Genomic DNA, 24,557 nt, shown 5'->3' with positions numbered 1-24,557 from the left:
TAAGTTTCCATTTACTATATGTAATATTTATTAAGTGTAGTTTTTTCTAAATATGCATAATTTCATATTTAGAAAAAGAGAGTCTACTTTCGTATTGTGTAATAAAGATATGGCCCACCTACGAAAATAGGTGGGCTTTTCATGTATAGAAATTGCATTTATTATATGGCAATTAGAATTGAGGTCAAAATATTATCTCTTCCCTTTAACTCTCTCAGGCTGATTTTTCTCAACGTCTGAACCTACTTACGTACCAACTGAGTAACCAGTAAGAATACTAACAATTATAGCAATAACTAAGATTAATGTGATTTAAATCCACTTTCCCATATATATATATTATTCCAGAAGGTTTAGTTGCCATTGTGCACCGAACTGGTGGTGTTACCCTAACTGACGTTTAAATGCTTTGCCGGCGAAGAAGTAAGCGATAACCATAATGCCCACACACCAAGCAAGTGCAATCCAAATATCGTTGCCAACAGTCCCTTCATATAAGAGGGCACGAATCGCATTCACGATTGAAGTCACAGGCTGGTTTTCAGCGAACGCACGAACAATTTTTGGCATAGTTTCGGTAGGAACAAAGGCCGAACTAATAAAGGGCAGAAAAATTAGTGGGTACGAGTAGGCTGTCGCCCCTTCCATAGACTTCGCTGTCAACCCAGGAATGATAGCCAGCCATGTCAGCGCCAGCGTAAACATCCCGAGTATTCCAGCTACCGCAAGCCAATCCAGAATATTAGCACTGGAACGGAAGCCCATTAAGAGCGCAACAAGAATAACCACCACGATAGTAAGCACATTAGCAACAAGTGATGTTAATACGTGAGCCCATAATACCGACGAACGCTTGATAGGCATAGTAATGAAACGTGCCATCAGCCCGCTCTTTACATCCGTAAACAACCGTACGGAAGTGTAAGCGACACCGGATGCGATAGCCATCAGCAAGATTCCCGGCAATAAATAATTGACGTAGTTATCCGTTCCTGTCTTTATGGCGCCGCCAAATACGTAGACAAACAACAGCATCATCATAATCGGCGTAATCGCTACTGTAATAATTGTATCTGGACTGCGCATAATGTTGCGCATTAAGCGTCCTAATAATACCCCTGTTTTGCTCTTCATTTACATCTCCTCCTTTTTGCCAATGATCGCAAGGAAAATTTCTTCCAATGTCGGCTGCTTCTCGATATACTCCACTTTTGTTGGCGGGAACATCTCTTTAAGTTCTGTAAGAGTACCAGTCGTAATAATTTTTCCGCCATGCAAGATAGCGATACGGTCCGCCAGTTGTTCGGCTTCCTCGAGGTACTGGGTCGTGAGCAAGATGGTTGTGCCGCCGCCGGCAAGTTCCTTGACGGTATCCCACACTTCAATCCGCGCTTCGGGGTCAAGCCCTGTCGTCGGTTCATCGAGAAAAATGACTGCTGGCGCCCCAATCAAACTCATCGCGATGTCAAGCCGGCGCTTCATCCCACCTGAATACTGGTCTGCCCTCTGGTTGGCTGCATCAGTCAGGCTGAATCTTGCAAGCAAATTATCAGCGACTTGAGCAGGACTAGAAACTTCACGCAACTTGGCAATCATTATCAAGTTTTCTCTCCCCGTAAGCATTCCGTCTAAAGCTGCAAACTGCCCTGTCAGACTGATACTTTGACGAACATGATCCGGTTGACGCTGAACGTCAAAACCACAAATACCTACTTCGCCGCCATCTTGCTTCATCAGCGTCGAGAGGATATTGACTATCGTCGTCTTGCCCGCTCCATTTGAGCCCAGCAGTGCGAAAATGGAGCCACGCTGCACTTCAAAATCTACCCCTTTTAACACTTCCTTATCTTTAAAGGATTTTTTTAATCCTTTTACAGAAATCGCTGTATTGGTCATGCTTTTTTCCTCCTTAAAAAATGTTTTGTAAAGATAGACTGCCTACACCCTCTATTTAGTATTACTGATAATCTGTATTACTTAGTACTGATTTAAAAATATAACTGAATAGCAATGGCGTCAATTCACATTTGTAACCAGCTAATCAGTCGGTATTACCTGTTGCATTTATTTTTTTCTCAATTGCTTCATGATACTTTCATTCAAATCTTCACGATACTTGGAAACATAAGTTTTAGCATTTGCCACTAGTTCGTCAGCAAAGGATGCCACGTCCTCCCCAGTGATTTCTAGCACTTGTCTGCCTTCCGCCGCACCGGCTTCAAACAAATCGATTAGTTCATACTGTATGTGTAGCATATCCATCCCGTTACCAGCTGAGAAATTCCACATGTAGTTTTGAATTTTCTTAAACACAAACTGATAGTCCTCTGGCAGAGCTCCAACACGTGCCATCATCATTTTGTACTCTTTTTTATCACCAATTAATTTTTTGAACATTTCCAACATATTATTTTTCCTCCTTTTTTATAAAGCAGAACAAGAAACTCCCAAAATATCGGCCGAATATTTAATCTTATGAGGCTAGTTTGACTTCAAGACGTTAATTTTTGATGATACAAAATCCCATTTTCTCCAAAATGATTCAAGCTCCTGACGGCCATCCTCATTTAGTGAATAAAACTTGCGAGGCGGCCCCATGTCTGACGGTTTCTTTTCAATATTCACAAGTTTTTTCTTCTCTAATCGCACAAGGATGGTATAGACCGTTCCTTCCACGACTTCAGTAAACCCAAGCTCATTAAGGTGGCGGGTAATCTCATAGCCATAAGTTTCACGGCGGCTAATGATTTCCAGAACACATCCTTCCAGCGAACCTTTCAACATTTCAGTTAAATTTTCCATATTCTGATCCTCCTTTACCCCCTATTCTGTCTGACTTATATTCAGTATCACAGAGTACTAAGGCTAATTTTTACTGAATAGCTTTTGAGAAACCTCACTATTCAGTATTACTTATTACAACTACATTGTATGACTAAGTAGATGGAATGTCAACTCGATTTTTAAATTTTTTCTTAAATCCGCTTTTGCCTATTGGATACTGAATATATTTTTAAAAACTACGCTATTCAGTATTACTCATTACCACTACATTGTATGACTATGTAGATAGAATGTCAACTCGATTTTTAAATTTTTTCTTAAATCCGCTATTATCTATTGGATACTGCCTATTTTCTTCTTAAGAAATCTCACCACATACCTATCCAGCTAAGAAAAGGAAATACCCAAAACAAAAATTCCGCATTTTTATTTTGGGCGTTATAATATTCCGAAGTTAATGAATGTAGATAGCTCTCCTTATTAAAAAGACGGATCATTTTTTTTGTTCTTCTACTAATGCACCTGTGCATCTAATACATGAGCTTGCGAATACATACAAACTCTTTATAAAGTCAACTCTACATATAGGACATCCTTTTTGTTACGATAACATCATATTCATATCTTCTGCTGCGGTTGTAATTAGTTTTAAACCGAATGTCTCTTGTAATACATCAAGCACACCAGGTGAAATAAATTCAGGTGCCTTTGGACCAATGCGAATATCTTGAATACCAAGGCTAAATAGCCCAAGTAAAATAGCAACCGCTTTTTGTTCAAACCATGATAAGACAATACTTACTGGCAATTCATTCACTTCACATTGGAAAGCATCTGCTAAAGCGGCCGCTATTTTCACTGTAGAAATTGAATTATTGCATTGTCCTAAATCAATGTAACGCGGAATCTCCGTACCAGGTACAACACCATAACTCACATCATTAAAGCGGAATTTCCCGCAAGAAGTTGTTAAAATAACCGTTTCTGGCGGAAGCGACGTTGCTAATTCACGATAGTATTCCCCGCCTTTTCCTGGTGCATCACAACCTGCGATAACAAAGAAACGCTTAATTTTCCCTTCCTTTACTGCCTCAATAATTTCTGGAGCTAATGATAATACTGTATTATGATGAAACCCTGTTACTAACTGTTCATCCGACTCCATATGTACTTCTGGAAGTTCTAGCGCTTTTTGAATCACTGGTGTAAAATCGTCATTTTCAATTTTTTGTACGCCCTCTAAGCCTGCAATATCATATGAAAAGAATCGATCAGAGTATGATCCTTTAATTGGCATAACACAGTTCGTTGTAGCTAATATAGCACCAGTGAATTTTTCGAAAAGTCGTCGTTGATCGTACCATGCCTTACCAATGTTTCCTTTTAAATGTTTATATTTTTTCAGTTGTGGATATCCGTGTGCTGGTAGCATTTCAGAATGCGTATAAATGTTAATTTCTTTTCCTTCTGTTTGCTTTAATAACTCTTCTAATGCAAATAAATTATGACCAGTAACTACAATTGCCTTACCTTCTACATGGTTCTGCGTAATTTGAACAGGCTCCGGAACACCAAAGTGATTCGTATGTGCCTCATCTAATAACTCCATTACTCGTAAAGCCGATTTCCCTACTTTCATAGCCATATCAATATGTTCTTGTTCATTAAAGTTAGAATTTGTTAATGTCATATATAGCGCTTCTTGAGTTGTAGCATCTACAAATGCATCTGTATACCCTAGCTGCGCAGCATGCGTACGATAAGCCGCTATTCCTTTTAATCCAAACACAATCGTATCTTGTAAACTTGCAATTGTTTCATTCTTACCACAAACACCCATCACTTTACATCCGCCTGTTGGCGTTTGTTCACATTGATAACAAAACATATCATCCCACCCTCTCCCAATCATTCATTACAAATCAAGCATAATACCCATTAGGAAAAAAGGATGTGATATCAATCACAATAATATATATAAATTTGTGACAGTTCATATTGTTGACATAATATTTTTACTGACACTAAAAAACATACAGAAAAATGGACACCTTTGTTGATGCTTTCAAATAGCTAGATAATTGATTTAGAGAACTATTAGCAACTAATAAGCATACAAAAACACTATTCTTTCTATCATTCAACAGAAAGAATAGCGTTTTTTCATTTTGAAGAACTATCAATTTTTTGATTAAAGATTTTATAGGAAACCTCTTTATTTACAATATATTTACACCATCTTAACATTTTTTACATTATTTATATGATATATTTATATAGAAACTACTTAAGAAATTTCATGTACATTGTTATCTTTATGATCTCTTATTTAATTGATAAGAGGTCATGTTATATTTTTATAACAGGGGTGAATTAGGATGACTGAAACATTAAAGACACTTATAATGCTTGATGTTACTTACGTTATTATAGCAATTATGACGGTACTAGTATTTGTATATTTAGAATTAAAATCTCAGTAACATATTTAGGCGTAATCAATAGCTTCGGCATTTCAATATAGTTAAAAGAAAAAGAGGAGGAAATAGTTTTCTCCTCTCTTTTGTATTCCAAAAATTTCTTAAATCTACAATTCGCTTCATTATTACTTTATTTCTTGTTTCTTATTTCAACAAATCCAATGTATGTAAAAGTAATCCTCTGTCCCCTACTTCTCCATGACCAGGCACTACTAAGTTCATATTTCCATATCGTTTCAATACATTCTCAATCGATATCGACCATTCATTTACATATGCATCAGCAACATTCCCTAAATCTTTAGCTTCCGCAGATTTCACTAAACAGCCTCCAGCTAAAATGTTGTATTGCGGTAACCATACGACAATATTATCTTCTGTATGCCCTTTCCCTGGATAGAACGTTTCTACTTTTATATTTCCAAACTTCATATTCGTAATTGTTTGTAAGTCTCCAAGTGGCTCTTCATATCCATTTTTCTTTGCTAGTTCCGCAGTTAATGCTGTACTATGCGCTTTAATGCCTCTTTCTTTCAACGTTTTTATCCCGCCAATTCGATCAGCATGCGCATGTGTAATAATGACATCCGTTACGCGCTTCTGAAATTTCTTTTCTACCATCTCTATTAGTTCCTTCGTTAACTTATCATCCCAAGAAGAATCGACAAGCACTAACCCTTTAGAAGTGTTAAGAACTAGACCGTTCGAAGGAACTGCTACTCCATTAAAATAACCTAACTCAGTATGAACCCATACATTTTTGTTTAACTGAGAAATTGAAATAGTTCCTGTCTCATTCTTTATTACTTTTTGCTCTAGCTTTTGTTCCGCTTTCACAGAAGAAATTGTGCTAACAAATTGAATTGTTCCTAGTAAACTAACACATACCCCTAATTTTAACAATGTATTCTTTTTCATTTTTATCAATCCTTTCTTTCAAATTAAATGGTTATTACCTAAAATAGACAATTCAACTTAACAGTTTGTTCCATATTCACTTACATATTTTTCATGCAGTTAATAAAAAAGCGTACAAAATTCTGTACGCTTTAAAACTTAAAATTACAATTACTTTTTTAAAAATTATAACATTCATACTATAATTTATTTATAACCCTTTAACGGAGGTGCTTTTAATGACTCTCTTCGCTTCCCCATCATTATTCATACTAGCAATCATTTCATTTGCATTAGCTTATTTCATCGGAGTAAAACAATGCACTTGGCTCTTATCAGGATTCAATGAACGCCGTGTACCTGACAAAGTGAAGTTATCAAAAATAGTTGGTTTTTATAATTTAATTGCCGGTATTATCGCCACAATTGGTAGTGTCTTCACTACCCCTAATGCAAAAATCGTATTTCCTATCATTGTAATTGGACACGTCATAATAGCCGTATATGTAAATACACGTATGGTTCAGTAAAAAAAGATCATCCAAATGGATGATCTTTTTCATAATTTATCGACATATTGCTTTGCTTCTAGTATTGAAAAACCAAATGCTTCTCTTACTCTCTTAACTGCTGTAATCGTTTTTCCATCTTCCACAAGCTGGCGTAATTCTTTATTAATTTCAGGTTCTCTATCTACAATTCCCATTTCTTTCGAAATTAATTGTAATCTATCTTCCATCCTCTTTAAACACGTATCTGTTTTCTTTTCGATTTTATTTAATTTTTCAGCGAGATACATAAATCCAAAGGCCGCTATCGGTATGACAATCCAAAATTCCAAGACTGTTCCTCCTCACTAGCATTGTTTTATTTAAGTAACTTATGTAAATTTTACCACAGGACACATTTAATGTATAATAGTAATATACAACATTGTTGATAAAGTGAAACTTTAATCAGTGGGGGTTTTGTTCGTCCCCCACTGATTATTAGTCTTTACCAATCGGGCGTTTACGGGCAGCCCGACTCCCACCTAACTTCTTTGCCCCAGTCGAATTTTGAGGTGGGAGTTTTACTGCCCGTTAATGGGGATAAAACCTTTTATTTTAGGGGGACACTTTATGAAAAGATTTTTTAAGACGTTACTACAATTTGTAGTTCTTTCAATTGCACTACATTTGTTATTTGATATAGTTGGTTGGTTTGTTTTCAATGCACCAATTGAAAATAAAGGAACACTTATTTCCTACATATCAACTCTATGGCTAATGTATATGTATAGAGATAAATTACTTCAATTTATAATGCGAATTTCTGCAAAATAAAAGAAAACACTTCATCAAAAATGATGAAGTGTTTTCTTTTGCTCTTCTTCTCTCTATTTACTCATGTATAATAAAATTAATATTCTGTTTTTAAAAGAAAGGAGTCACTATGAACTTAAAAAGTAACAATATATATGAGAAAATGAACCAATATTCTGTTGCAGGGTTAAGCTTTGCCGTTATACGTGACGGTAAACTTGATGAAGCTACTGCTTTCGGAACACTTAAATCTGGAACAACTAGAACTGTCACTACGAATTCCATATTCAATTCTTGTTCTATTAGCAAATTCATCACTTCAATGCTTGTACTAACGTTATCAGATCAAGGAATCGTACATTTAGATGAAGACGTAAATGATAGACTCACATCTTGGAACATCCCTACCAATCTATTTACTTCACAGAAAAAAGTCACGCTGCGAAACTTATTAAGTCACCAATCTGGAATCATTGATCCTCCCAATAGTTTTGAACATTATACACTTGCACAAGGACTACCTAAAATGGATGAGCTCCTTGCTGGTAAAACATTATATTGCCCAGTACCTATAGAAGTAACTTATGCACCAGAAAGCCAATTCCACTACTCTGACGCAAATTTTTGTATTATCGAACAACTACTTGAAGATATTACTGGAAAATCGTTCAACCTTTTACTTGAAGAATTTATTTTTCAGCCACTACAAATGAAAAATAGTACACTCTTCTCTCCCGAAGACATAGATAAAACCGATGCTTTTGCTTGCGGGCATAATAAAGATGGAACTGTAACAAATGAGAAGTATCCATTTTATCCATTCGCAGCAGCTTCAGGCATTTGGACAACACCAACTGACTTATCAACTTTAATTATTGAAATCATTCAGTCCTTACAGGGAAATAGCAAACTGGAACTTTCTCAAAAAACAGTACAAGATATGATTTCTCCTCAAGGATGCACCAAATGGACTGGGTTAGGTGTTTTTCTAGAGTATTCTAATGAAGACTTACAAATTCATTCACTTGGCTGGGGTGTTGGATTTCAATGTATGATGGTATGTAATCCATACCGAGGTAATGGCGCTGTTATTATGACGAACTCGGATTTAGGTGTTCATCAAAAGGATGGAATTATTGGTGAGATTTCAAAAATGTTATCCTTATAATTAACGAAGTAAAACAAAGAAAGAAGCTGATTCTCCCAGCTTCTTTCTTTATATAACATTTTTCACCACAATTTTAATATGTTCTGGTGCGATAATTTCCGTTATACTTTCTTGGAAATCCTCATGCAACAGTTCTTCAATATGCTCTAACTGCACTTCGACATGTGTGCATTCTAAATTATGTATGTTTAATAGTGCATAATGATCTTTCTTCTTAATTACTAAATATTGATTTTCTTCTGTTATGAGTACAGAACCTAATCGTATTCCTAGTAGACGTTGATCATCAAACTTCACAATTTTTTCCCCTTTCCAACTGCGAATGTAATTACTATACAAAAAACCTAATTTAAGGAAAAGAATCTTATATAGACTATATCATAATTTACTAAAATATAAATATCATATTTTCTTTCAATAGAAATCCCCGTTTTTTTATATATTTCGATACAAAAAACTTTCTCAACAAAAAATTATAATTTTCAGTTTTTTATTTCGTGAAAATCTATTATACTAAAGCTAATAAACGTTTGAAATGTTTGACCTCTCCTAATTCATGTACATATGGATGATCAGTAGCTGTTGCTACTGATCTATTTTTTGATTTCAGAAAGCAAATACACCGCATCCTTTCCTACACCACAAATAAGCGCAGAACCCCTTTGAGATTGCCACGGCAGTCCAATATAATACAATCCTCTTACTGGACTCATTCCCTTTGTATGATTAGGAAATCCATTCATATTCACTGCCTTTTCTATTTCAATCCATTTATAATCTTGAACAAAACCAGTTGACCATATAATACTTTGTGCACTATACGTGCCACCATTCTGAAACATAATATTATTTCCTGATGCACTTACCACTTTTCCCTGTAGTTTTATTGCTCCACTACGAATAAGTTCCTTACCTTCAAAACCAAAAATGGGATCCTTTCGCTTCTGAAACCACCTTCCTCTCTTTGTATGTATTTCGGCATACAATAAACCCATTTTTTCTAACCAATTAAAAATGCTTTTTCTAAAAAGATATAACGGTAAAAAGGTTAACGGATGACTTATAGCCATTGTAACTTCATGAGTTTTTGCAAGTTCTACTGCTATTTGCATGCCTGAATTCCCACCACCTACTACAAGTACTTTTCCCTTTGGAATTTGTAATGGTGATTTATATTGTGATGAATGTATTTGAAAAATATGTGATGAAAGATGTTGTGAAAATGAGGGGATGAATGGTTGCTGAAAACCACCTGATGCGATAATAACTTTTTTCGATTGTAAAATTTCTGTAGGAGTGTGTAATTCAAATATTTCTTTCTCTTTTCTTATTTTTAAAATTTGAGTCTGTAATTGTACCGGCAATTGAAAATACCTTGCATATTCTTCTAAATAAATTGCAATTTCATCTTTACATGGAAATCCATTCCCTTCTCCTTTTAATATCATACCTGGTAAACTACTATATTCCCTTGGTGTGAAGAGCTGCAAAGAATCATAGCGGTCTCTCCAAGAATCGCCAATTCGGTTTCCCGCCTCAAGTAATAAGAAACTATATCCTTCCTGCTTCAAGTAGTATCCCATTGTTAATCCAGCTTGACCAGCTCCAACGATAATTATATCTTTCATTCCAATTCCTCCTTCTCACAAACACATGAATACATGTTCATATGTTCATACGTTTCCATAATCATAACATTTTATTTTTTTATAATTCAATATCTATCCAAAATAAAAAAGAGCAGTTCACTATAAAGTAAACTCCCCTTAATATGTATCATCTCGTTACTCATTAATATTTCAATTGTCCCCAAAGGATCTAACGGCCCATACACACTATCACCTAAATTTATTATCATTTCGAATATCTTTTAATACCGCCTTTAAAGCGTGACTATTCCCATGAATATCTGAAATCATCGCTATTTTTCTCTTCATTGTAACCCCTACTTTGATAAATTATTTATAACACCTCAATTTCTAAACCCTTTCCTCATAAAATGTAATTCTATTTGAGAACGGATCAATCACAGTTAATTCAATTGTATCCCAAGGTGTTCTCTCTATATCAGGTTTTGAATACGCATAATCTTTACTTGATAAAATAGCATAATAACTTTTTAAATCCTCTATTTTCACACGAATTGCACCGCCTGGTGAAGCATCCCCATGATGTTCAGATAGATGTATTACAGTATCATTTAACGAAATTTGCATATATAATGGCATATTTTCCTCATACCGATGTTCCCAATCCAGTTTAAACCCTAAAAAATTCAAGTAAAATAACTGAGCCTTTTCAATATCAAAAATTCTAAATATAGGTGTAATCATTTATAATACCCTCCTATTTATAAACATCCGCCGCCAATTCCCGCAAAACATCTACATTCATGACTTCAAAGCAACCATTGCTTTTCTTTATAATTTCTTTATCACAAAAAACATTTAATGTACGTAATAAATGCCGATAACTCGTCCCTAACAATTCAGCTATTTCCGTTAAATTCCCACTAAACACAATTCTATTTCCGTGCTGAACCGCCCGTTCCCCTGCTGCTAACATGTAACTCGCAAGTCGATTTTCAAGTGGATACAGTAAATTAATTGTACTATTTTTTGAAAGTCGATTTAATTTATGGGCTAAAGAACCGCAAATACATCTTAAAAATTTCGCATCATGAAATAATTGGTTTCTCACTTTCCCTAAAGGTAGCCCAACACAATATGAGTCTGCCATAACTTGTACGTTTGAATTGATTCTTTGAGAGTGAATTAACTCTACATCTCCTAGCAACTGCAAACTGTCATAAAAACATAATAATACAGATTTCCCGTTACTTAATGTGTTAAACGCTTTCGCTTTTCCTTCAACAAAGAAATATAAATAATCTATCTCTTCGTTTTCTCTACAAATGAACTCATTCTTTTTAAAAAATATAAGTTCCATATATGGTTTCATATCACTACTAAAAAATGAATCAATATTATTTTGTTTCATATACTCTGCTAATTTATTAGAATTACATACTTTCTTCATAGTTCCCCCGCCTTTACGACTACTCCCCATTGTAAACAAAATTTTCTTCTCTCACTATGACATATGTCATAGTAATACACAATTTCAGCATGATACAGTCATTACAAATATGAAATATAAAAAGGGGATATTACATTGTATAACTTTCTTTCTGTCTTTATTGGTGTGCTTATTGCCATTATGCTCCCATTGAATGGGATTTTATCTGAAATAATCGGTAATTATACAGCGAGTGTTGTCATTCATCTTGTCGGTTTAATAGCAGTTATTTTCGTTTTAATCCTTAACAAAAATAAACTCCATTTTGATAAAGGTATTCCACTTTTTTTATATAGCGCTGGAGCAATTGGAGTATTCACTGTTCTTTTTAATAATATAAGTTTCTCTGCTCTTGGTGCCTCTATTACGATTGCATTAAGCTTACTTGGTCAATCCATCGCTTCCATAGTTATTGATCATTTCGGTTTATTAGGAATGAAAGTTTCGAAGTTTGATAAGAAAAAATTAATTGGATTATTATTCATCGCTTCTGGAATTATAGTCATGACAATTTATTAATGGAGGTAAGAAAATGTTATATATTTGTATCGCTATTTTAGCTGGTGTTTCTATCGTTGTTGCTAGAATTATTAACGCGAATTTAGCAAAGGAAATTGGAAATTGGGAAGGCACATTTTTCAACTATATTACTGGATTATTTTTCTCCATGTTATTTTTAATTTTCAGTTCAGATTCGTTGTATATTTCTAGTCATACGTTACAATCCATACCTATCGCTGTATACTTAGGCGGATTAGTAGGCGTTATCGTCATCTCATTATCAAACTATATTACTCCTAAAATATCAGCATTTTATTTAACGTTACTCATCTTTATCGGACAATTGTTTACGGGGACTATCATCGATTTCTTCCTGTCACACGAACTATCAACCGGAAAAATTATCGGTGGAATTCTCGTATTAATAGGGCTTACTTACAATTTACTCGTTGATCGCCCTATAAAAACCGTGAAGCATAACCACGTTCAACTATAATACTTTACGCTTACCTATCATATATTAATAGAAAAGCTCTTCACATGAAGCCATAGAGAGGAGAATATTCTATTAAGAAAATCATTTTACTGCTAGGTAGCGCATTGATTGTTTTTGGAACCGTATGGTTTTTAAACTCTGGAAAATCTATTCAAGATCTCTATACAGCAAGTAAACCAAAGAAGAAAGCTACTATTATTTCAACTCAAAGAGACCCAGATGCACCTCCTGTTTTTTTAGGAAAACAGGAAATAAAAGATATACATGTAGAGTCGCTTAAGACAAAAAAATCTATCTTCCTTACAAAAACAGATGAATTAAAAACATTCATTAACAGTATGGATACAGCAAAAAAAGGCGATTTAACGCTAGATGAAGAAGGTTCTGATTTAGTAGATTGTAACATGTGGATTACTTTCCAAGATGGAACTTATAAACAATATTTAATTTGGATAGTAGATAACAACAGTAGTGAAGTTATGATTGCCCATCAAAACACTCCTGATGACGTAGACCTTACTTATTATCAATTAAATGAAGGTAATTCGAAAAAAGTATATAACTTATTTAAAAAGGTTATTTAATAGAAAAAGTCATGAGCTACTAGGCCCATGACTTTTTCTATTTATATATATTCAGGGAACACTTTACAGCTCTTTTCCTGCTCTATATCATGTCCAAAGAAAACAATTGGGTTCTCTTTCCTAACAACTTCTTTTAAACGTTTAATTGAAGATAAAGCTAATTCCGAATCAAATCCAGCGAACGGCACTTCATCTTCAAAATTTTCTTTCGTATACGATGCATCGATCGTTAATAACACTGGGCCAGAGTTCTCTGTCTCAATGAATAGTGACTGATGCCCCGGAGTATGTCCTGGTGTATACAATAATTGAACTCCTGGTACGACTTCATAATCCCCTTCAATGATCTTGTATTTCAAATTTGGCAAGATACATTCTTTCATATATTCTTCACTATGTTGTGCCGCCTCGTATTCAGCACGCTGCACAATAATCGGTGTATTTGTAAAAGCACCATTTCCTCCTGCATGATCAAAATGTAAGTGAGAACTAATAATATAAAGAAGGTCTTCCGGCTCATAACCAACACGTTTTAAAATATTCACGATTCTATCTTCTTCAGTCATTTTCGGTAAAATCTGTCCTTCAACAAATGTACCGTTAAAAAGGCCTTCATTATTAATCGCACTTTCTGGCATACCTGTATCTACTAAAATAGGTCCTTCTTCAGTCTCCAAAAGATAACACCAAACCGGTAAGTCTAATAATTTTCCTGGTGTTAATGTACTGTTAACAGACGAATGATCCAACATACAACGACCTGCTGGGACGAAATAAAGCTTCTTTACTGTCATTATGTATCCACCTTTACAAATAATTTAGGATAAAACAATACTATATTTCGCTTATGAGAAATAAACTCCTTCTCACCTTTCATTATTTCAACTATTATCTTTTCAATTGTTCACAACTTTTCATTCCAAATCCAGTGATACTGGAAAGCCTATGCAGAAATCCAATCCTCCTTTAAGTATATAAGATAAAAGTATCACTTTTTCTTATAATAACACTACCGTTCTCTGAAAACAGAATACATTTGATATTTTCAGAGAAATAATTGAGTCGTCGAAACCAAGACGTTAAAACGAATTTTAGACATAAAATAACCGACTACCTACATGTTTTAAAAAAGGAGTCGGCTATTTTGCTTATTTATTATTGATTTGCATGCTCTTTATATGTGATGAGCGAAAATTTTCAAGAGTAATATGCTACTTTAGTTTCCATGCTTTTTCACTGAAATACTTCCGTTATGTGTGTTTAATTTAATTTGATTTTCTCCCTTCCCAATAACGGTATTTCCATTATATTTATTCAGGATATTCGCTTTTCCATTGTCGACAGAGACATTAAATTGAACATTAGTTGGTTCTTTTTCAGTTTCAATATTAATTTTTCCATTGTGAGTCGTAAAATTGAGATTTCGATCAAGTTCATTTGTTTTAAGAGAAAGACTTCCGTTTTTAGATTGCCCTTCTAGTTCACCTTCAACATGATCTAGCATTATTCGTCCATTATTCGATTTCACATGAATATTTTGCGCCGTTATATCTTTAAAGTCCATACTTCCATTATTTGTTTCCGCATTAATTTTTTGCGAATTGATCTCTCTTAATTCAACACGCCCATTGCTTGTATTGATATCAAAATGCGTTGTATTTTGTTGTTTTGCAGAAACGTAACCATTGTTATTGGAAATTTTTAATGAATCATATTGTTTTTCAGGCAGATAGACATTTAATGTTAATGGGACCAATACTTCAGAAATGTTGAAGTTGAACCAACTCTGTTGTTTTTCTTTGTAAGAAATGAGAAGCGTTGAATCTTTTTCATCCGTAGCTAATGTTCTTTTTATGTTAGGATTTACTTCCCCATCTAATGTTACTTTCATGTTACTTTCTGTTGTAGGATTGATGTTAACACGCACGTTATTCGTATCGATAATGACGCTTGACACATTATTATTGTTAATGACCTTTTCTTCTGAAATTGGTACTGTGGCAATTGAACGATAAGTGAATAGACTTCCCACAATCCCAATAATGAAAATAATACCTGCAATGATTGAAAGTTTCTTTTTATTTATCATGCTTAAAACCACCTTTTACTAGTGCTATATTGAACTTTAAATAACGAACAAATCCATTCTTTGCTAGCTTCGTTAAAGATAACATAGCGATTACAATGAAATATCCAAGTCCACAAAGTGCTAAAGAAACGAAAAGGTTAAAAAGTAAGAATGTATTTGGATGCACAATGGTATCAACAATAACAAGCAGTGGTAAACACAAAAATGAGATTCCTAGAGCCCACCCCGAAAAAATTAATGCGGCTACTGCAATTGCAGGTCCAAGCACGATTACTAAATTGAAAAATCCTAATCCAATTACTGCCCAAATTGCCCGAAAAACATTTCCTGTTGTTGCACTCGCTGTTACTTTCTCAATATGATAATCTGCTAATAACTCTTTGGCGATTTGAGCTGGCGAACCTAATGAAGCTGTAATTTCTTCTTCAGTTTTTCCTTCCTCTAATCCGAAAGTAAAATGTTCTTCATAATCTTTTAAAATATCTGCACGTTCTTTTTCAGATAATCTTTTTAGAGATACGTTTAATTGTTGTAAAAATTTATCTTTCGTCATTACGTACACCTTCTTTTATTAATTGATTGACACCTTGTGAGAACTCATTCCATTCCTCCAAAAGTTGGTACAAATACGTTCTACCTTTATCCGTCAGTTTATAATACTTCCTTGAAGGCCCTTCTGAAGACTCCTGTAAATACGTTGTAAAATATTCTTCTTTAGTTAATCTACGAAGTAGAGGATAAACAGACCCTTCTGATATTTCAATTTGATTGGAAATACTTCGAACTAATTCATACCCATAACGGTCTTGCTTATCAAGTAAGACAAGAACACAAAGTTCTAAAACTCCTTTTTTAAATTGTACATTCAATATTCATTCACCCTATTCTAATTGGCATCTACTACTATTTATTGTTTAGTACTGTTTTATAATAAGTAACTACAAGTATAATATAACACTTGGTATTGTTCATTGCAAGGTACACTGGAAAAATAAGTATATCTTTCGCCCGACGCTTATAAAATCAAAACGATGGCTCCTCTCCATTTACAAAGTTCTAAATGAGGCTGAAACCAGCCTTTAACAAAATGGAAAGGACTCAACTTTTTTACATAATGACACTTTACCTACTATAATAAAAGAGAAAAAGACTCTTACTTTAATGGAGGGAATAAAAATGAAAGCAATTGGTTTACATGAATACTTACCTATTGAAGAAGAAAACAGTTTAATTGATATTGAAGTTGAAAGACCTGTTGCCACAGGAAGGGATATACTTGTTAAAATTAACGCTATTTCCGTTAATCCAGTCGATACAAAAGTCCGCTCTCCGAAAGATAAAAAAGAAGAAGTAGCGAAAATACTTGGCTGGGATGCTAGTGGTATTGTCGTACAAACTGGCGAAGGTTGTACATTATTTAGAGAAGGCGATGAAGTATTTTACGCTGGAAGTATTACGAGACAAGGTACATACAGTGAATACCATTTAGTTGATGAAAGAATTGTTGGTAAAAAACCAAAAACGTTAAGTGATGCTGAATCTGCAGCACTTCCTTTAACAGCCATTACCGCATGGGAAGGTTTGTTTGAACGTTTAGGGATTGATTATAATAAGAAAGATGAAAATTCATTTAAAAACATTTTAATTATCGGCGGAGCTGGTGGTGTTGGCTCGATTGCTATTCAGTTAGCTAAATGGGCTGGACTAAATGTAATCGCAACCGCATCCCGCAACGAAACTATACACTGGGTGGAAAAATTCGGTGCCGATTATATAGTTAATCATCACCAACCTTTAAAAGATCAAATATTAGAATTTGGGCTAAAAGATGTAGATTATATCTTCTGCTTAAACAATACTGATCAGCATTGGCATGCGATGGGTGACATAATTAAACCACAAGGAAAAATTTGCTCTATCGTAGAAAATGAGCACCCTCTTGAGATGGGGATTTTAAAAAATAAAAGTGCCACATTCGTTTGGGAGTTTATGTTTACAAAAGCGATGTATGAAACTGGTGATATGAGTACTCAGCACGAACTATTAAATAAAGTACGCGAGCTATTAGATGAAGGTATTCTTCAAACTACTTTAAATGATACGTTAACACCAATTAATGCAGAAAATCTTAAAAAGGCACATGCATTGCTTGAGAGTGGACGTACAATTGGAAAGATTGTATTAGAAAAGTTTTAATAACAAAAGTCCGATTTCTTATTTAGAAATCGGACTTTTTTATTACCTTTATTTACTTGAAACCTCTTGATCATTTTTAACGTCTAACGGAGCTCGTTTCCCTATTCCGAAAGCATAGAAACTAATTGTTACGATAGCTAAGAAAACAATACCTACAATTAGTGAAATACGAGTATCATCGTTAAACCACATTCCGATTAATACCATAATTAAAAAGGCAATTGTTAAATAGTTTGTAACAGGAGCAAATGGCATTTTGAATGGATGATCTTTCATCTCTGCTCCCTTTTCTTTTCTAAAACGAATTTGACTAATTAAAATGACAAACCATGGCACCATACCAGGAAGTACACTCGCACTATATACATATACGAATAAGTTTTTCGGAGCAATATAACTTAAAACAACACCAACCGCTAAACCGATAATTACACCAACTGTACCGAATAAAGGTACACCGTTATTAGAGATCTTCGTAAAGTATTTCGGTGCTTGTCCATTTACACCTAGTGTATAAAGCATACGTCCAGCACTATAAATACCACTGTTACAACCAGACATTGCGGCTGTAATAACAACGAAGTTAATAAGTCCCGCAGCTGCCGTAATACCAACTTTCGCAAGAGTTGCTACGAACGGACTACCAATTGAACTTAATTGATCCCAAGGATAAACAGTTACAATAACGAAAATAGCACCAATATAGAAAATTAAAATACGCCAAATTGTACTTTGAATTGCTCTAGTAAGTGTCTTCTTCGGATCTTTCGCTTCACCAGCAGTAATCCCGATTAATTCCACACCTTGATACGCTCCAACCACAAGTGATAATGCAAAGAAGAATCCTGAAAAACCACCTGTAAAGAAACCGCCGTTTGCCCAAAGATTAGATATGCCAATCGCTTCTCCGCCGTTACCAATTCCAAAGAAAATAAGTCCAAATCCCGCAATAATCATTAATAGAATCGTAACGATTTTGATCATCGCAAACCAAAATTCAAATTCACCAAATGACTTAACAGAAATTAAGTTGGCCGCACCAAGAATAACCATCGCGATAATACCAGGTATCCAAGCCGGTAAATCCGGGAACCAATATTTCATATACGCTCCAACTGCGATAATCTCTGACATCCCAACAATAACCCACTGGAACCAGTTACTCCACGCTGTCATATAACCAGCTAACGGATGAATATATTTGTGACCAAATGTCGCAAATGAACCTGTGCTTGGCTCCATATACAACATTTCTCCCATGGCACGCATAATGAAGAAGATGAAAACACCTGCGATTGCATATGCAAGCATTACTGACGGACCCGTCCATTTAATCGTGCTGGCTGACCCCATAAACAAACCAACACCAATTGTTCCGCCTAAAGCAATCATTTGAATATGTCGTGCTTCTAAACCTCGTTTCAATTCTTTGTTTGCCACTTCATTTCCCCCTCTTAGATGATTCATAGCCGCATTTAAAGTAAGATGGTGTACCCTAATTCCTGTTTGGCCCTGAAAATGATGAAACAAACGTCATTTTAGACTAACTTTAAAGCTATCCTAAAATCTCATTTTGCCTCTTATAAAATTTCCAAAACCCCTCATCTTCCTATTTTCTATAAAATTTAAAATTGCTCACTTCATATTAATTCATTTATCTGAAAAGTTCAATTATTTTTTCAGTAAATTATTATATATTAGTTTGATTAATTTTTAACTAAATTAACAATAAAATACATCTATTCAATATGATTCCGGTATAAATATTATTACAATATAAATAACCGAGGAGATCCTATCTACCTCGGTTTCATATATCATATACCTCAATATTTATAGTTGATAACGTACTTTAAAAGAATTTCATTTCCATTTCTACTACCATTTTAAAAATATATTTTCATGCTTTCTAAACGCTCTATTAACATCTCACCTGGAAATATAATATATCAGTAAAATTACATATCATATACATCCTTCGCACGGATTTCCTTATCAAAGCGAACGAATTTACTCTTTACTTCCATTCCAGCTGCTTCATATACGCGAGGTGCACCTGTAATATTCTCGTAGTCTACATTTAATTGCACTTTTGAAATCCCTTCTTCGTAAAGTCGGCCAAATGCATGATGTAATAGCGCTAATGCCAAGCCTTGTTTCCGATTAGAACACCTTACACCTAGGTGAGTAATTTCAGCTTTATTATCAGTACCTTTTTTACTAAAGATAAAACCCACTACTTCATCTTCAACCATTGCTAGTGACCATAATGTAGGATGAAATCCCTCTCTTTCAGTACGCTGCAAAAACTCTTCTAAAGTTGAAGGTTGCGAATTCCAGTGGTCTGCAAAGGCTTCATTAAAAGCTTTATGTAACCTCTCATCATCCAAATCCTGTATGTAATGGCGCACCGTAACACCATTTGGCCATATTGGTGATGAAACATTTCCATGCAATTCAATCCCCATCCCCCACCAAATACGAGTTGGAATAAAACCAGCTTCTCCTAACACTTTTTCCTCATAGAAATTATTTGCTTGTGTTACAATCGTGCAATTCAAACAAGACGAATTACTAACAAGCTCCGTAGCACGCTCTTCAAGCTTTGACCAGATTACATGTTCAATTTCTTGATTCAAATAATCAGGGTTTACAAATACGGCAGATGGAAACTGCCCTTCATTCCCTGTCAAAATTCCATAAGCGATTATTTCATCTTCATTCATAACAACATAAGAACTTTTACTAATATCAATACCTTTCCATGAGTTAGTAATGTCCTCTACCGTTGTATCAATTTCACCGTACATAGCTTGATCATAAATTGTACATAGTTTTAAAATTTGTTGTAAATCTTCTTGTGTAGTTACTTTAACATTTAGACCGTTCATATTGTACTTACCTCCTTTTTTGAGTTAGTTAAATTTTATCATTATCTGAACAATCAGTTAACAAATAATACAAAAGAGTCTCATTTTCCAATGAGACTCTTTTCCTATTACATAATTAAACTGCTTTTTCAACTTTCTTACTAAAAATAAACACCCTAGTAAACACTGACATTATAACTACTATAGCCAGAAAATAAAGTGGCATCACCATCAACGAGCCCGTATGTAGCTGACTCATTCCCCAAATTGTCATCGTTACAATTACATAGTAGCCTAAGCTAAACAATGCTCCAGCTGTACCAATGACATCTTGAAAATCTACTAATGCTAAACTTAAACAGTTAGGTAATGCTACCCCAATTCCTAATAGCAATATAAACATCGCTACTAAAAATCCAATCATATATATTATGTTTGGATTTGATCCAAATGAAGTAATAACAGTTAAGAAGATAGCTCCCCCTGTCATTACAAGACAACCGATATATATAATTTTCTCTGCTTTATAAGTAGCAAGTAACCGCTTTGAAACTTTCGCTCCAATAATAGAAGCGGAAGCAACAACAATTCCTAGAAATCCGTACATACTAGGCGATAACTGAAAGTATTCAATAAAGATAAACGGCGCTTCTGCATAGTAGCTAAATAAAACACCATTTGCTCCTCCAATTAATAATCCATACGTTACTACTTTCGGATTTGTAATCAACCTTTTCGCTACGGAAAACACATTTATTTTATCCGTTACTGATTCCGTTTTTGTTTCCGGAAGAGAAACAAACGTATATAACAAAATCCCAACACTCATAACAACTAAACTTAAAAATACTATTTTAAATCCAAACATTTGATCAAGAAAGCCACCAATTAGTGGACCTATCGCTGGTGTAAAAGCAATGACTGCCGAAATTTGAGCAAACATAACATGACGTTTATGCCCCTCTACACTTTCACGAAGAATCGTTTGTGTCACAACTGAACCAGCACTTGCTCCAAATGCTTGAATAAAACGACTAAACAATAAAAATTCAATAGAATTTGCAATATAGCATAAGAAACTTCCAGCGCCATATACTACAATTCCAAATAACATCGCCCGGCGACGACCAATTATATCTGATAACCATCCAATAAAAAATACACCTAAAGCAAATCCAGCAAAATAAACACTAAGCGTTAACTGTACCTCATTATTACTTACGTGCAACGCCTTTGAAATATCCGGTAAAGACGGTGTGTAAATTGTTTCACTAATTTGTGGAAATGCCACAAGAATAATCATTAACCAAAGTGATGGTACTGAGACTTTTTTCACTTTTAATACCCTCCTATAACTTTGAAAATCTCAGAAATGAATAGACTTTCCTTAGCTATGGAACAGGAGGGGCCATTATAGAAATTCGATCATAAAACAACAAAGAAAACACCTCAATTACGTATGTTAATACTTATAGGAGGGTAATATTAACATTGATTTTAAAATATACTTTTTCAATTATATTACATATTGCGTTTCTTTTTCTAGTATTGAGCTTTGGAGGATTTGTTAGAAGGATAACTTGATACCATCACTATTTTATGGAATAATTAGGAATAGTTTGAATTGATAGATTGAATTATTGCACGATAGACTAGCATATTTGTAATGTCGTAAAGCTTACAAACAGGAGGACTTTTGTAATGATTGAAATTTTAAGGACAGTAATAAATTTCCTAATTGCTCTATTCTCAGGAGAATTACCACTTGTATATTATGTATGGATTATTACCCTATTCCTAATTCAAATAATCCAATCTACTCTAAACTATAAACTCTTTAACAAGAAAGATAATTTCAGCACATATATATCGGAAGGATTACTTGCTTTTATTATTTTATTGTTTGGAGGTATGTTAGTATCTAAGTTACTTGCTTACATAATAGACGACCCTACTATTAGTATGACAAATTTAACACATTATTTTATTTCTCTTATTATATTAACTATATTTGTCGTCATAAGCTGTCTTAAAGATTTTATAGAAACATCTATCAAAAATAAAAATGTGTCTCTTTTTAGCTTTTTTATAGTTTCCTTAATAACAAGTATACTTTCATTCAAGTTTTTATCACCTTTAATCGAAGGTTCTTTTTCTCTTTCTAAATCTTTTATAACCACTTTAATCATTCTTGTAACTGTATCAATTCCTCTATTAATTGCCTTAGAGGAAAAGTATGCAGATGAAAAGTAATTCTTGAATTTATAGTTTGAAATTGAGTGTCTATTCTTTTTTAACGGTATTACTAAAAAAATAACAGTCATTGAATCGAAAATTAAGCAGAAATGAGGACTACAATTGAGCATTGAACAACAATTATATGATGCAGTGAAAAATTTAATTAACCAAAGATATCCACATGGTTGGGGCGGAGCTGCAGCAATTCGTGTAGAAGATGGATCCATTTATACAAGTGTGGCCCCTGACGTAATAAACGCTTCAACAGAACTTTGTATGGAAACAGGTGCAATTTTAGAAGCGCATAAATTTCATAAGAAAGTTACACATTCTATTTGTCTTGCAAGAGAACATGAGCATTCTGAATTAAAAGTATTATCGCCTTGTGGTGTATGCCAAGAACGTTTATTTTATTGGGGACCAGAAGTACTATGCGCCATTACAAATTCGAAACAAGATATCATTTTTAAACCATTAAAAGAATTGCAGCCATACCATTGGAGCGAAGCATATCATGATGAATTCGCAAAAGAATGGAGTACGAGATAAAGTGAAACTTTAATCAGCCCTCACCAATCGGGCTTTTACGTGCAGTCCACCCCCACCTACCTTCTTTGCTTTTGCTGAATTTTGAGGTGGTGGGCTTACTCCGTTAATGCGGGATAAAGTGAAGGTACTCGCAAATAGCGGAGAATAAAGGTTATTCACTAAAAAAGCACCGTCACAAATGACGGCGCTTTTTATATGTAAGAGCTACTAGAAGATACCCTTCTAGCCTACTCCCATTTATAAGTCCAAAACTGTTCAAGTTGCAGCCATTTTAATGTTGCTGCGTCTTTGTTTTTTATTTTTGCATGCGTTTCTTCTAGCATCGCTTCCGTTTGTGAACGATGCGCGCCTAGTGCAGCTAATTTATGTTCAAATACTTCACTAATATTATTTACAACATCCGGTTCACCGAGTACTGCTTCGCGATTTCTCGTAATCGCAACCGCATGAATGGCTGGACGTTCTTCTTTTGGCATACGTGATACAGCGCGAACTACAGCGCGGCCAAATGCATCATGATCCGGATGTACGCCGTGTTCTGGATAAAATGTAATAATTCGAGATGGATTTACTTCTTGAATAATCGCTTCGATTTTATCGGCAACAAAATCAACATCTTCAAATTCTAACGTTTTATCATGGAAACCGAGCATTCTTAAATCTTGAATCCCCATCGCTTCACATGCATCTTTTAATTCTTTTTCACGTATATTTGGAATCGTTTCACGGTTAGCGAATACGTTTTTCCCCATGTTACGTCCCATTTGTCCAAGAGTACCACATGCGTACGTTACAGGTACTCCTTGATCTGTTAATAAGCGAATTGTTCCTCCCGCAGCAAATGCTTCATCATCTGGATGCGGAAATACAACAAGTACATGTCTCTCCATAAGTTTCCCTCCTTCTTACTTAAATGGCGTTAAGCTTAGCTCAAGCGCTACCGCTAAGCGGCCTTGGTTATCATGCCCTGCTAGTAATAAACGCTCTTTATCGTCTACTTCCCAGTGCGTAATGCCTTCTGCATATACCCAGCCATGATCCATTTTCAAACCAACTCGGTATGGGTTTGTTCCAGTTATTTTCCCACGCTCAAAGCGAATAATTGCATTTCGAATGAATGCTCCTACTGTCATCATCTTTTCATTAAAGTGTGACGCATACGCTCCATTCGTCGTTTCTAAATGAATATATACATCTTTATTTACAAAACGTTCAATTTCATTTTGAATAAGAGAACTATCTTTTACTATTTCCATCGGAATTCACCTCTTTAAACCATTTTACGCAAAAATAATGTAAATTGCTATCTCTATATTAGAGGAC

The 24,557-nt window shown here is 34.6% G+C and carries 29 protein-coding genes and 1 pseudogene; 9 read left to right on the top strand and 21 right to left on the bottom strand.

What is annotated here, in order from left to right; all coding sequences use genetic code 11:
- Positions 1-384 precede the first annotated feature (384 nt).
- From JFU20_RS25520 to bla2, 6 genes are all read right to left on the bottom strand, one after another.
- A complete protein-coding gene (locus JFU20_RS25520) occupies positions 385-1,134 on the bottom strand; it encodes an ABC transporter permease (RefSeq protein ID WP_002014105.1) in 750 nt (249 codons plus the stop codon).
- Entirely contained in the window at positions 1,135-1,896 is a 762-nt protein-coding gene (locus JFU20_RS25515; protein WP_201039011.1) for an ABC transporter ATP-binding protein, read from the bottom strand.
- 168 nt (positions 1,897-2,064) lie between these two features.
- Positions 2,065-2,406, bottom strand: coding sequence for a DUF1048 domain-containing protein (locus JFU20_RS25510; protein WP_002014108.1), 342 nt, complete (start codon positions 2,404-2,406; stop codon positions 2,065-2,067).
- Between the two features lie 75 nt (positions 2,407-2,481).
- Positions 2,482-2,802, bottom strand: a complete 321-nt coding sequence (locus tag JFU20_RS25505; RefSeq protein WP_002165337.1) for a PadR family transcriptional regulator — start codon at positions 2,800-2,802, stop codon at positions 2,482-2,484.
- A gap of 583 nt (positions 2,803-3,385) precedes the next feature.
- Positions 3,386-4,672 carry a hydroxylamine reductase gene (hcp, locus tag JFU20_RS25500; RefSeq protein WP_002165336.1) on the bottom strand — a complete coding sequence of 429 codons (1,287 nt, stop codon included), beginning with the start codon at positions 4,670-4,672 and terminating at the stop codon, positions 3,386-3,388.
- Between the two features lie 736 nt (positions 4,673-5,408).
- Positions 5,409-6,182 (bottom strand): BcII family subclass B1 metallo-beta-lactamase, encoded by a 774-nt coding sequence (gene bla2, locus JFU20_RS25495; protein WP_002014112.1) that lies wholly within the window; start codon positions 6,180-6,182, stop codon positions 5,409-5,411.
- A 218-nt stretch (positions 6,183-6,400) separates the two neighbouring features.
- On the opposite strand from bla2, the gene JFU20_RS25490 reads away from it, so the two are divergent.
- Entirely contained in the window at positions 6,401-6,691 is a 291-nt protein-coding gene (locus tag JFU20_RS25490; RefSeq protein WP_002014114.1) for a DUF3784 domain-containing protein, read from the top strand.
- 29 nt (positions 6,692-6,720) lie between these two features.
- On the opposite strand, the gene JFU20_RS25485 is transcribed toward JFU20_RS25490, so the two are convergent.
- On the bottom strand, positions 6,721-7,002 hold the full coding sequence (locus tag JFU20_RS25485) for a hypothetical protein (RefSeq protein WP_002165334.1): 282 nt from the start codon (positions 7,000-7,002) through the stop codon (positions 6,721-6,723).
- Between the two features lie 280 nt (positions 7,003-7,282).
- On the opposite strand from JFU20_RS25485, the gene JFU20_RS25480 reads away from it, so the two are divergent.
- The gene (locus tag JFU20_RS25480; protein ID WP_002165333.1) at positions 7,283-7,486 is read left to right on the top strand and encodes a hypothetical protein; all 204 of its coding nucleotides are present in this window, start codon (positions 7,283-7,285) and stop codon (positions 7,484-7,486) included.
- A gap of 109 nt (positions 7,487-7,595) precedes the next feature.
- Positions 7,596-8,633 (top strand): serine hydrolase domain-containing protein, encoded by a 1,038-nt coding sequence (locus JFU20_RS25475; RefSeq protein ID WP_002014118.1) that lies wholly within the window; start codon positions 7,596-7,598, stop codon positions 8,631-8,633.
- Positions 8,634-8,681: 48 nt separating this feature from the next.
- Here the strand turns inward: JFU20_RS25475 and JFU20_RS25470 are convergent, their stop codons facing one another.
- The 5 genes and pseudogenes from JFU20_RS25470 to yeiL all read right to left on the bottom strand — a co-directional run bounded on the left by JFU20_RS25470 (position 8,682) and on the right by yeiL (position 11,672).
- The gene (locus JFU20_RS25470) at positions 8,682-8,930 is read right to left on the bottom strand and encodes a hypothetical protein (RefSeq protein WP_002087603.1); all 249 of its coding nucleotides are present in this window, start codon (positions 8,928-8,930) and stop codon (positions 8,682-8,684) included.
- Positions 8,931-9,226: 296 nt separating this feature from the next.
- Complete coding sequence (locus JFU20_RS25465) at positions 9,227-10,261, bottom strand: flavin-containing monooxygenase (protein ID WP_002014120.1); 1,035 nt, start codon at positions 10,259-10,261, stop codon at positions 9,227-9,229.
- Positions 10,262-10,392: 131 nt separating this feature from the next.
- A pseudogene (locus JFU20_RS30610) lies at positions 10,393-10,570 on the bottom strand (metallophosphoesterase family protein); the annotation flags it as partial.
- Between the two features lie 42 nt (positions 10,571-10,612).
- A complete protein-coding gene (locus JFU20_RS25460; protein ID WP_002014124.1) occupies positions 10,613-10,966 on the bottom strand; it encodes a glyoxalase superfamily protein in 354 nt (117 codons plus the stop codon).
- A 13-nt stretch (positions 10,967-10,979) separates the two neighbouring features.
- Positions 10,980-11,672: a transcriptional regulator YeiL gene (yeiL, locus tag JFU20_RS25455; RefSeq protein ID WP_012261335.1), complete on the bottom strand. Its 693-nt coding sequence runs from the start codon at positions 11,670-11,672 to the stop codon at positions 10,980-10,982.
- 135 nt (positions 11,673-11,807) lie between these two features.
- Between yeiL and JFU20_RS25450 the strand changes: the two genes are divergently transcribed.
- The 3 genes from JFU20_RS25450 (at position 11,808) to JFU20_RS25440 (ending at position 13,292) form a co-directional block, all read left to right on the top strand.
- Positions 11,808-12,230, top strand: a complete 423-nt coding sequence (locus JFU20_RS25450) for a DMT family transporter (protein ID WP_002014126.1) — start codon at positions 11,808-11,810, stop codon at positions 12,228-12,230.
- 13 nt (positions 12,231-12,243) lie between these two features.
- Positions 12,244-12,708, top strand: coding sequence for a DMT family transporter (locus tag JFU20_RS25445; RefSeq protein ID WP_002014128.1), 465 nt, complete (start codon positions 12,244-12,246; stop codon positions 12,706-12,708).
- Between the two features lie 104 nt (positions 12,709-12,812).
- Positions 12,813-13,292, top strand: a complete 480-nt coding sequence (locus JFU20_RS25440; protein ID WP_002014130.1) for a hypothetical protein — start codon at positions 12,813-12,815, stop codon at positions 13,290-13,292.
- A 41-nt stretch (positions 13,293-13,333) separates the two neighbouring features.
- On the opposite strand, the gene aiiA is transcribed toward JFU20_RS25440, so the two are convergent.
- From aiiA to JFU20_RS25420, 4 genes are all read right to left on the bottom strand, one after another.
- Positions 13,334-14,086 (bottom strand): quorum-quenching N-acyl homoserine lactonase AiiA, encoded by a 753-nt coding sequence (gene aiiA, locus JFU20_RS25435; protein ID WP_002066390.1) that lies wholly within the window; start codon positions 14,084-14,086, stop codon positions 13,334-13,336.
- A gap of 422 nt (positions 14,087-14,508) precedes the next feature.
- Positions 14,509-15,381 carry a DUF4097 family beta strand repeat-containing protein gene (locus tag JFU20_RS25430; protein ID WP_002165329.1) on the bottom strand — a complete coding sequence of 291 codons (873 nt, stop codon included), beginning with the start codon at positions 15,379-15,381 and terminating at the stop codon, positions 14,509-14,511.
- On the bottom strand, positions 15,371-15,934 hold the full coding sequence (locus JFU20_RS25425) for an HAAS signaling domain-containing protein (RefSeq protein WP_002014137.1): 564 nt from the start codon (positions 15,932-15,934) through the stop codon (positions 15,371-15,373). Before JFU20_RS25425 ends, JFU20_RS25430 begins: the two co-directional genes overlap by 11 nt.
- Positions 15,921-16,250 (bottom strand): PadR family transcriptional regulator, encoded by a 330-nt coding sequence (locus JFU20_RS25420; protein ID WP_002165328.1) that lies wholly within the window; start codon positions 16,248-16,250, stop codon positions 15,921-15,923. The genes JFU20_RS25425 and JFU20_RS25420 overlap by 14 nt, the downstream gene beginning before the upstream one ends.
- Positions 16,251-16,557: 307 nt before the next feature.
- Here JFU20_RS25420 and JFU20_RS25415 point away from each other — a divergent pair, with 307 nt between their 5' ends.
- On the top strand, positions 16,558-17,577 hold the full coding sequence (locus JFU20_RS25415) for a zinc-binding alcohol dehydrogenase family protein (protein WP_002165327.1): 1,020 nt from the start codon (positions 16,558-16,560) through the stop codon (positions 17,575-17,577).
- A 48-nt stretch (positions 17,578-17,625) separates the two neighbouring features.
- Here the strand turns inward: JFU20_RS25415 and JFU20_RS25410 are convergent, their stop codons facing one another.
- The 3 genes from JFU20_RS25410 to JFU20_RS25400 form a co-directional block, all read right to left on the bottom strand.
- Entirely contained in the window at positions 17,626-19,017 is a 1,392-nt protein-coding gene (locus JFU20_RS25410; protein WP_201039009.1) for an amino acid permease, read from the bottom strand.
- Positions 19,018-19,535: 518 nt separating this feature from the next.
- Positions 19,536-20,468: a GNAT family N-acetyltransferase gene (locus JFU20_RS25405; protein WP_201039007.1), complete on the bottom strand. Its 933-nt coding sequence runs from the start codon at positions 20,466-20,468 to the stop codon at positions 19,536-19,538.
- Positions 20,469-20,583: 115 nt separating this feature from the next.
- Positions 20,584-21,783 carry a multidrug effflux MFS transporter gene (locus JFU20_RS25400; protein WP_002165325.1) on the bottom strand — a complete coding sequence of 400 codons (1,200 nt, stop codon included), beginning with the start codon at positions 21,781-21,783 and terminating at the stop codon, positions 20,584-20,586.
- A gap of 365 nt (positions 21,784-22,148) precedes the next feature.
- Here JFU20_RS25400 and JFU20_RS25395 point away from each other — a divergent pair, with 365 nt between their 5' ends.
- Together JFU20_RS25395 and JFU20_RS25390 are read left to right on the top strand one after the other, a co-directional pair.
- The gene (locus JFU20_RS25395) at positions 22,149-22,700 is read left to right on the top strand and encodes a DUF5823 family protein (RefSeq protein WP_002014144.1); all 552 of its coding nucleotides are present in this window, start codon (positions 22,149-22,151) and stop codon (positions 22,698-22,700) included.
- 105 nt (positions 22,701-22,805) lie between these two features.
- The gene (locus JFU20_RS25390; RefSeq protein ID WP_002014145.1) at positions 22,806-23,234 is read left to right on the top strand and encodes a cytidine deaminase; all 429 of its coding nucleotides are present in this window, start codon (positions 22,806-22,808) and stop codon (positions 23,232-23,234) included.
- A gap of 227 nt (positions 23,235-23,461) precedes the next feature.
- Here JFU20_RS25390 and bshB2 read toward each other — a convergent pair whose 3' ends face one another.
- Both bshB2 and JFU20_RS25380 read right to left on the bottom strand, forming a co-directional pair.
- Positions 23,462-24,124, bottom strand: a complete 663-nt coding sequence (gene bshB2, locus JFU20_RS25385; RefSeq protein WP_000439465.1) for a bacillithiol biosynthesis deacetylase BshB2 — start codon at positions 24,122-24,124, stop codon at positions 23,462-23,464.
- 15 nt (positions 24,125-24,139) lie between these two features.
- A complete protein-coding gene (locus tag JFU20_RS25380) occupies positions 24,140-24,490 on the bottom strand; it encodes a YojF family protein (RefSeq protein WP_000407039.1) in 351 nt (116 codons plus the stop codon).
- Positions 24,491-24,557: the final 67 nt, after the last annotated feature.

Origin of the sequence: Bacillus sp. TH30, assembly GCF_016650875.1 — a bacterium.
Classification (GTDB): domain Bacteria; phylum Bacillota; class Bacilli; order Bacillales; family Bacillaceae_G; genus Bacillus_A; species Bacillus_A mycoides.
The sequence above is the reverse complement of the archived record's forward strand: the minus strand, read 5'-3'. Positions and strand labels throughout refer to the sequence as shown.

What these genes read in the sequence shown, in the direction of transcription:
- JFU20_RS25415 (WP_002165327.1), top strand. Translation starts at nt 16,558, where the DNA reads ATGAAAGCAATTGGTTTACATGAATACTTACCTATTGAAGAAGAAAAC.
- JFU20_RS25445 (WP_002014128.1), top strand. Translation starts at nt 12,244, where the DNA reads ATGTTATATATTTGTATCGCTATTTTAGCTGGTGTTTCTATCGTTGTT.
- yeiL (WP_012261335.1), bottom strand. Translation starts at nt 11,672, where the DNA reads ATGAAGAAAGTATGTAATTCTAATAAATTAGCAGAGTATATGAAACAA.
- JFU20_RS25425 (WP_002014137.1), bottom strand. Translation starts at nt 15,934, where the DNA reads ATGACGAAAGATAAATTTTTACAACAATTAAACGTATCTCTAAAAAGA.
- JFU20_RS25405 (WP_201039007.1), bottom strand. Translation starts at nt 20,468, where the DNA reads ATGAACGGTCTAAATGTTAAAGTAACTACACAAGAAGATTTACAACAA.
- JFU20_RS25395 (WP_002014144.1), top strand. Translation starts at nt 22,149, where the DNA reads ATGATTGAAATTTTAAGGACAGTAATAAATTTCCTAATTGCTCTATTC.
- JFU20_RS25475 (WP_002014118.1), top strand. Translation starts at nt 7,596, where the DNA reads ATGAACTTAAAAAGTAACAATATATATGAGAAAATGAACCAATATTCT.
- JFU20_RS25510 (WP_002014108.1), bottom strand. Translation starts at nt 2,406, where the DNA reads ATGTTGGAAATGTTCAAAAAATTAATTGGTGATAAAAAAGAGTACAAA.
- JFU20_RS25490 (WP_002014114.1), top strand. Translation starts at nt 6,401, where the DNA reads ATGACTCTCTTCGCTTCCCCATCATTATTCATACTAGCAATCATTTCA.
- JFU20_RS25465 (WP_002014120.1), bottom strand. Translation starts at nt 10,261, where the DNA reads ATGAAAGATATAATTATCGTTGGAGCTGGTCAAGCTGGATTAACAATG.
- hcp (WP_002165336.1), bottom strand. Translation starts at nt 4,672, where the DNA reads ATGTTTTGTTATCAATGTGAACAAACGCCAACAGGCGGATGTAAAGTG.
- bla2 (WP_002014112.1), bottom strand. Translation starts at nt 6,182, where the DNA reads ATGAAAAAGAATACATTGTTAAAATTAGGGGTATGTGTTAGTTTACTA.
- JFU20_RS25430 (WP_002165329.1), bottom strand. Translation starts at nt 15,381, where the DNA reads ATGATAAATAAAAAGAAACTTTCAATCATTGCAGGTATTATTTTCATT.
- bshB2 (WP_000439465.1), bottom strand. Translation starts at nt 24,124, where the DNA reads ATGGAGAGACATGTACTTGTTGTATTTCCGCATCCAGATGATGAAGCA.
- JFU20_RS25480 (WP_002165333.1), top strand. Translation starts at nt 7,283, where the DNA reads ATGAAAAGATTTTTTAAGACGTTACTACAATTTGTAGTTCTTTCAATT.
- JFU20_RS25515 (WP_201039011.1), bottom strand. Translation starts at nt 1,896, where the DNA reads ATGACCAATACAGCGATTTCTGTAAAAGGATTAAAAAAATCCTTTAAA.
- JFU20_RS25380 (WP_000407039.1), bottom strand. Translation starts at nt 24,490, where the DNA reads ATGGAAATAGTAAAAGATAGTTCTCTTATTCAAAATGAAATTGAACGT.
- JFU20_RS25520 (WP_002014105.1), bottom strand. Translation starts at nt 1,134, where the DNA reads ATGAAGAGCAAAACAGGGGTATTATTAGGACGCTTAATGCGCAACATT.
- JFU20_RS25460 (WP_002014124.1), bottom strand. Translation starts at nt 10,966, where the DNA reads ATGATTACACCTATATTTAGAATTTTTGATATTGAAAAGGCTCAGTTA.
- aiiA (WP_002066390.1), bottom strand. Translation starts at nt 14,086, where the DNA reads ATGACAGTAAAGAAGCTTTATTTCGTCCCAGCAGGTCGTTGTATGTTG.
- JFU20_RS25505 (WP_002165337.1), bottom strand. Translation starts at nt 2,802, where the DNA reads ATGGAAAATTTAACTGAAATGTTGAAAGGTTCGCTGGAAGGATGTGTT.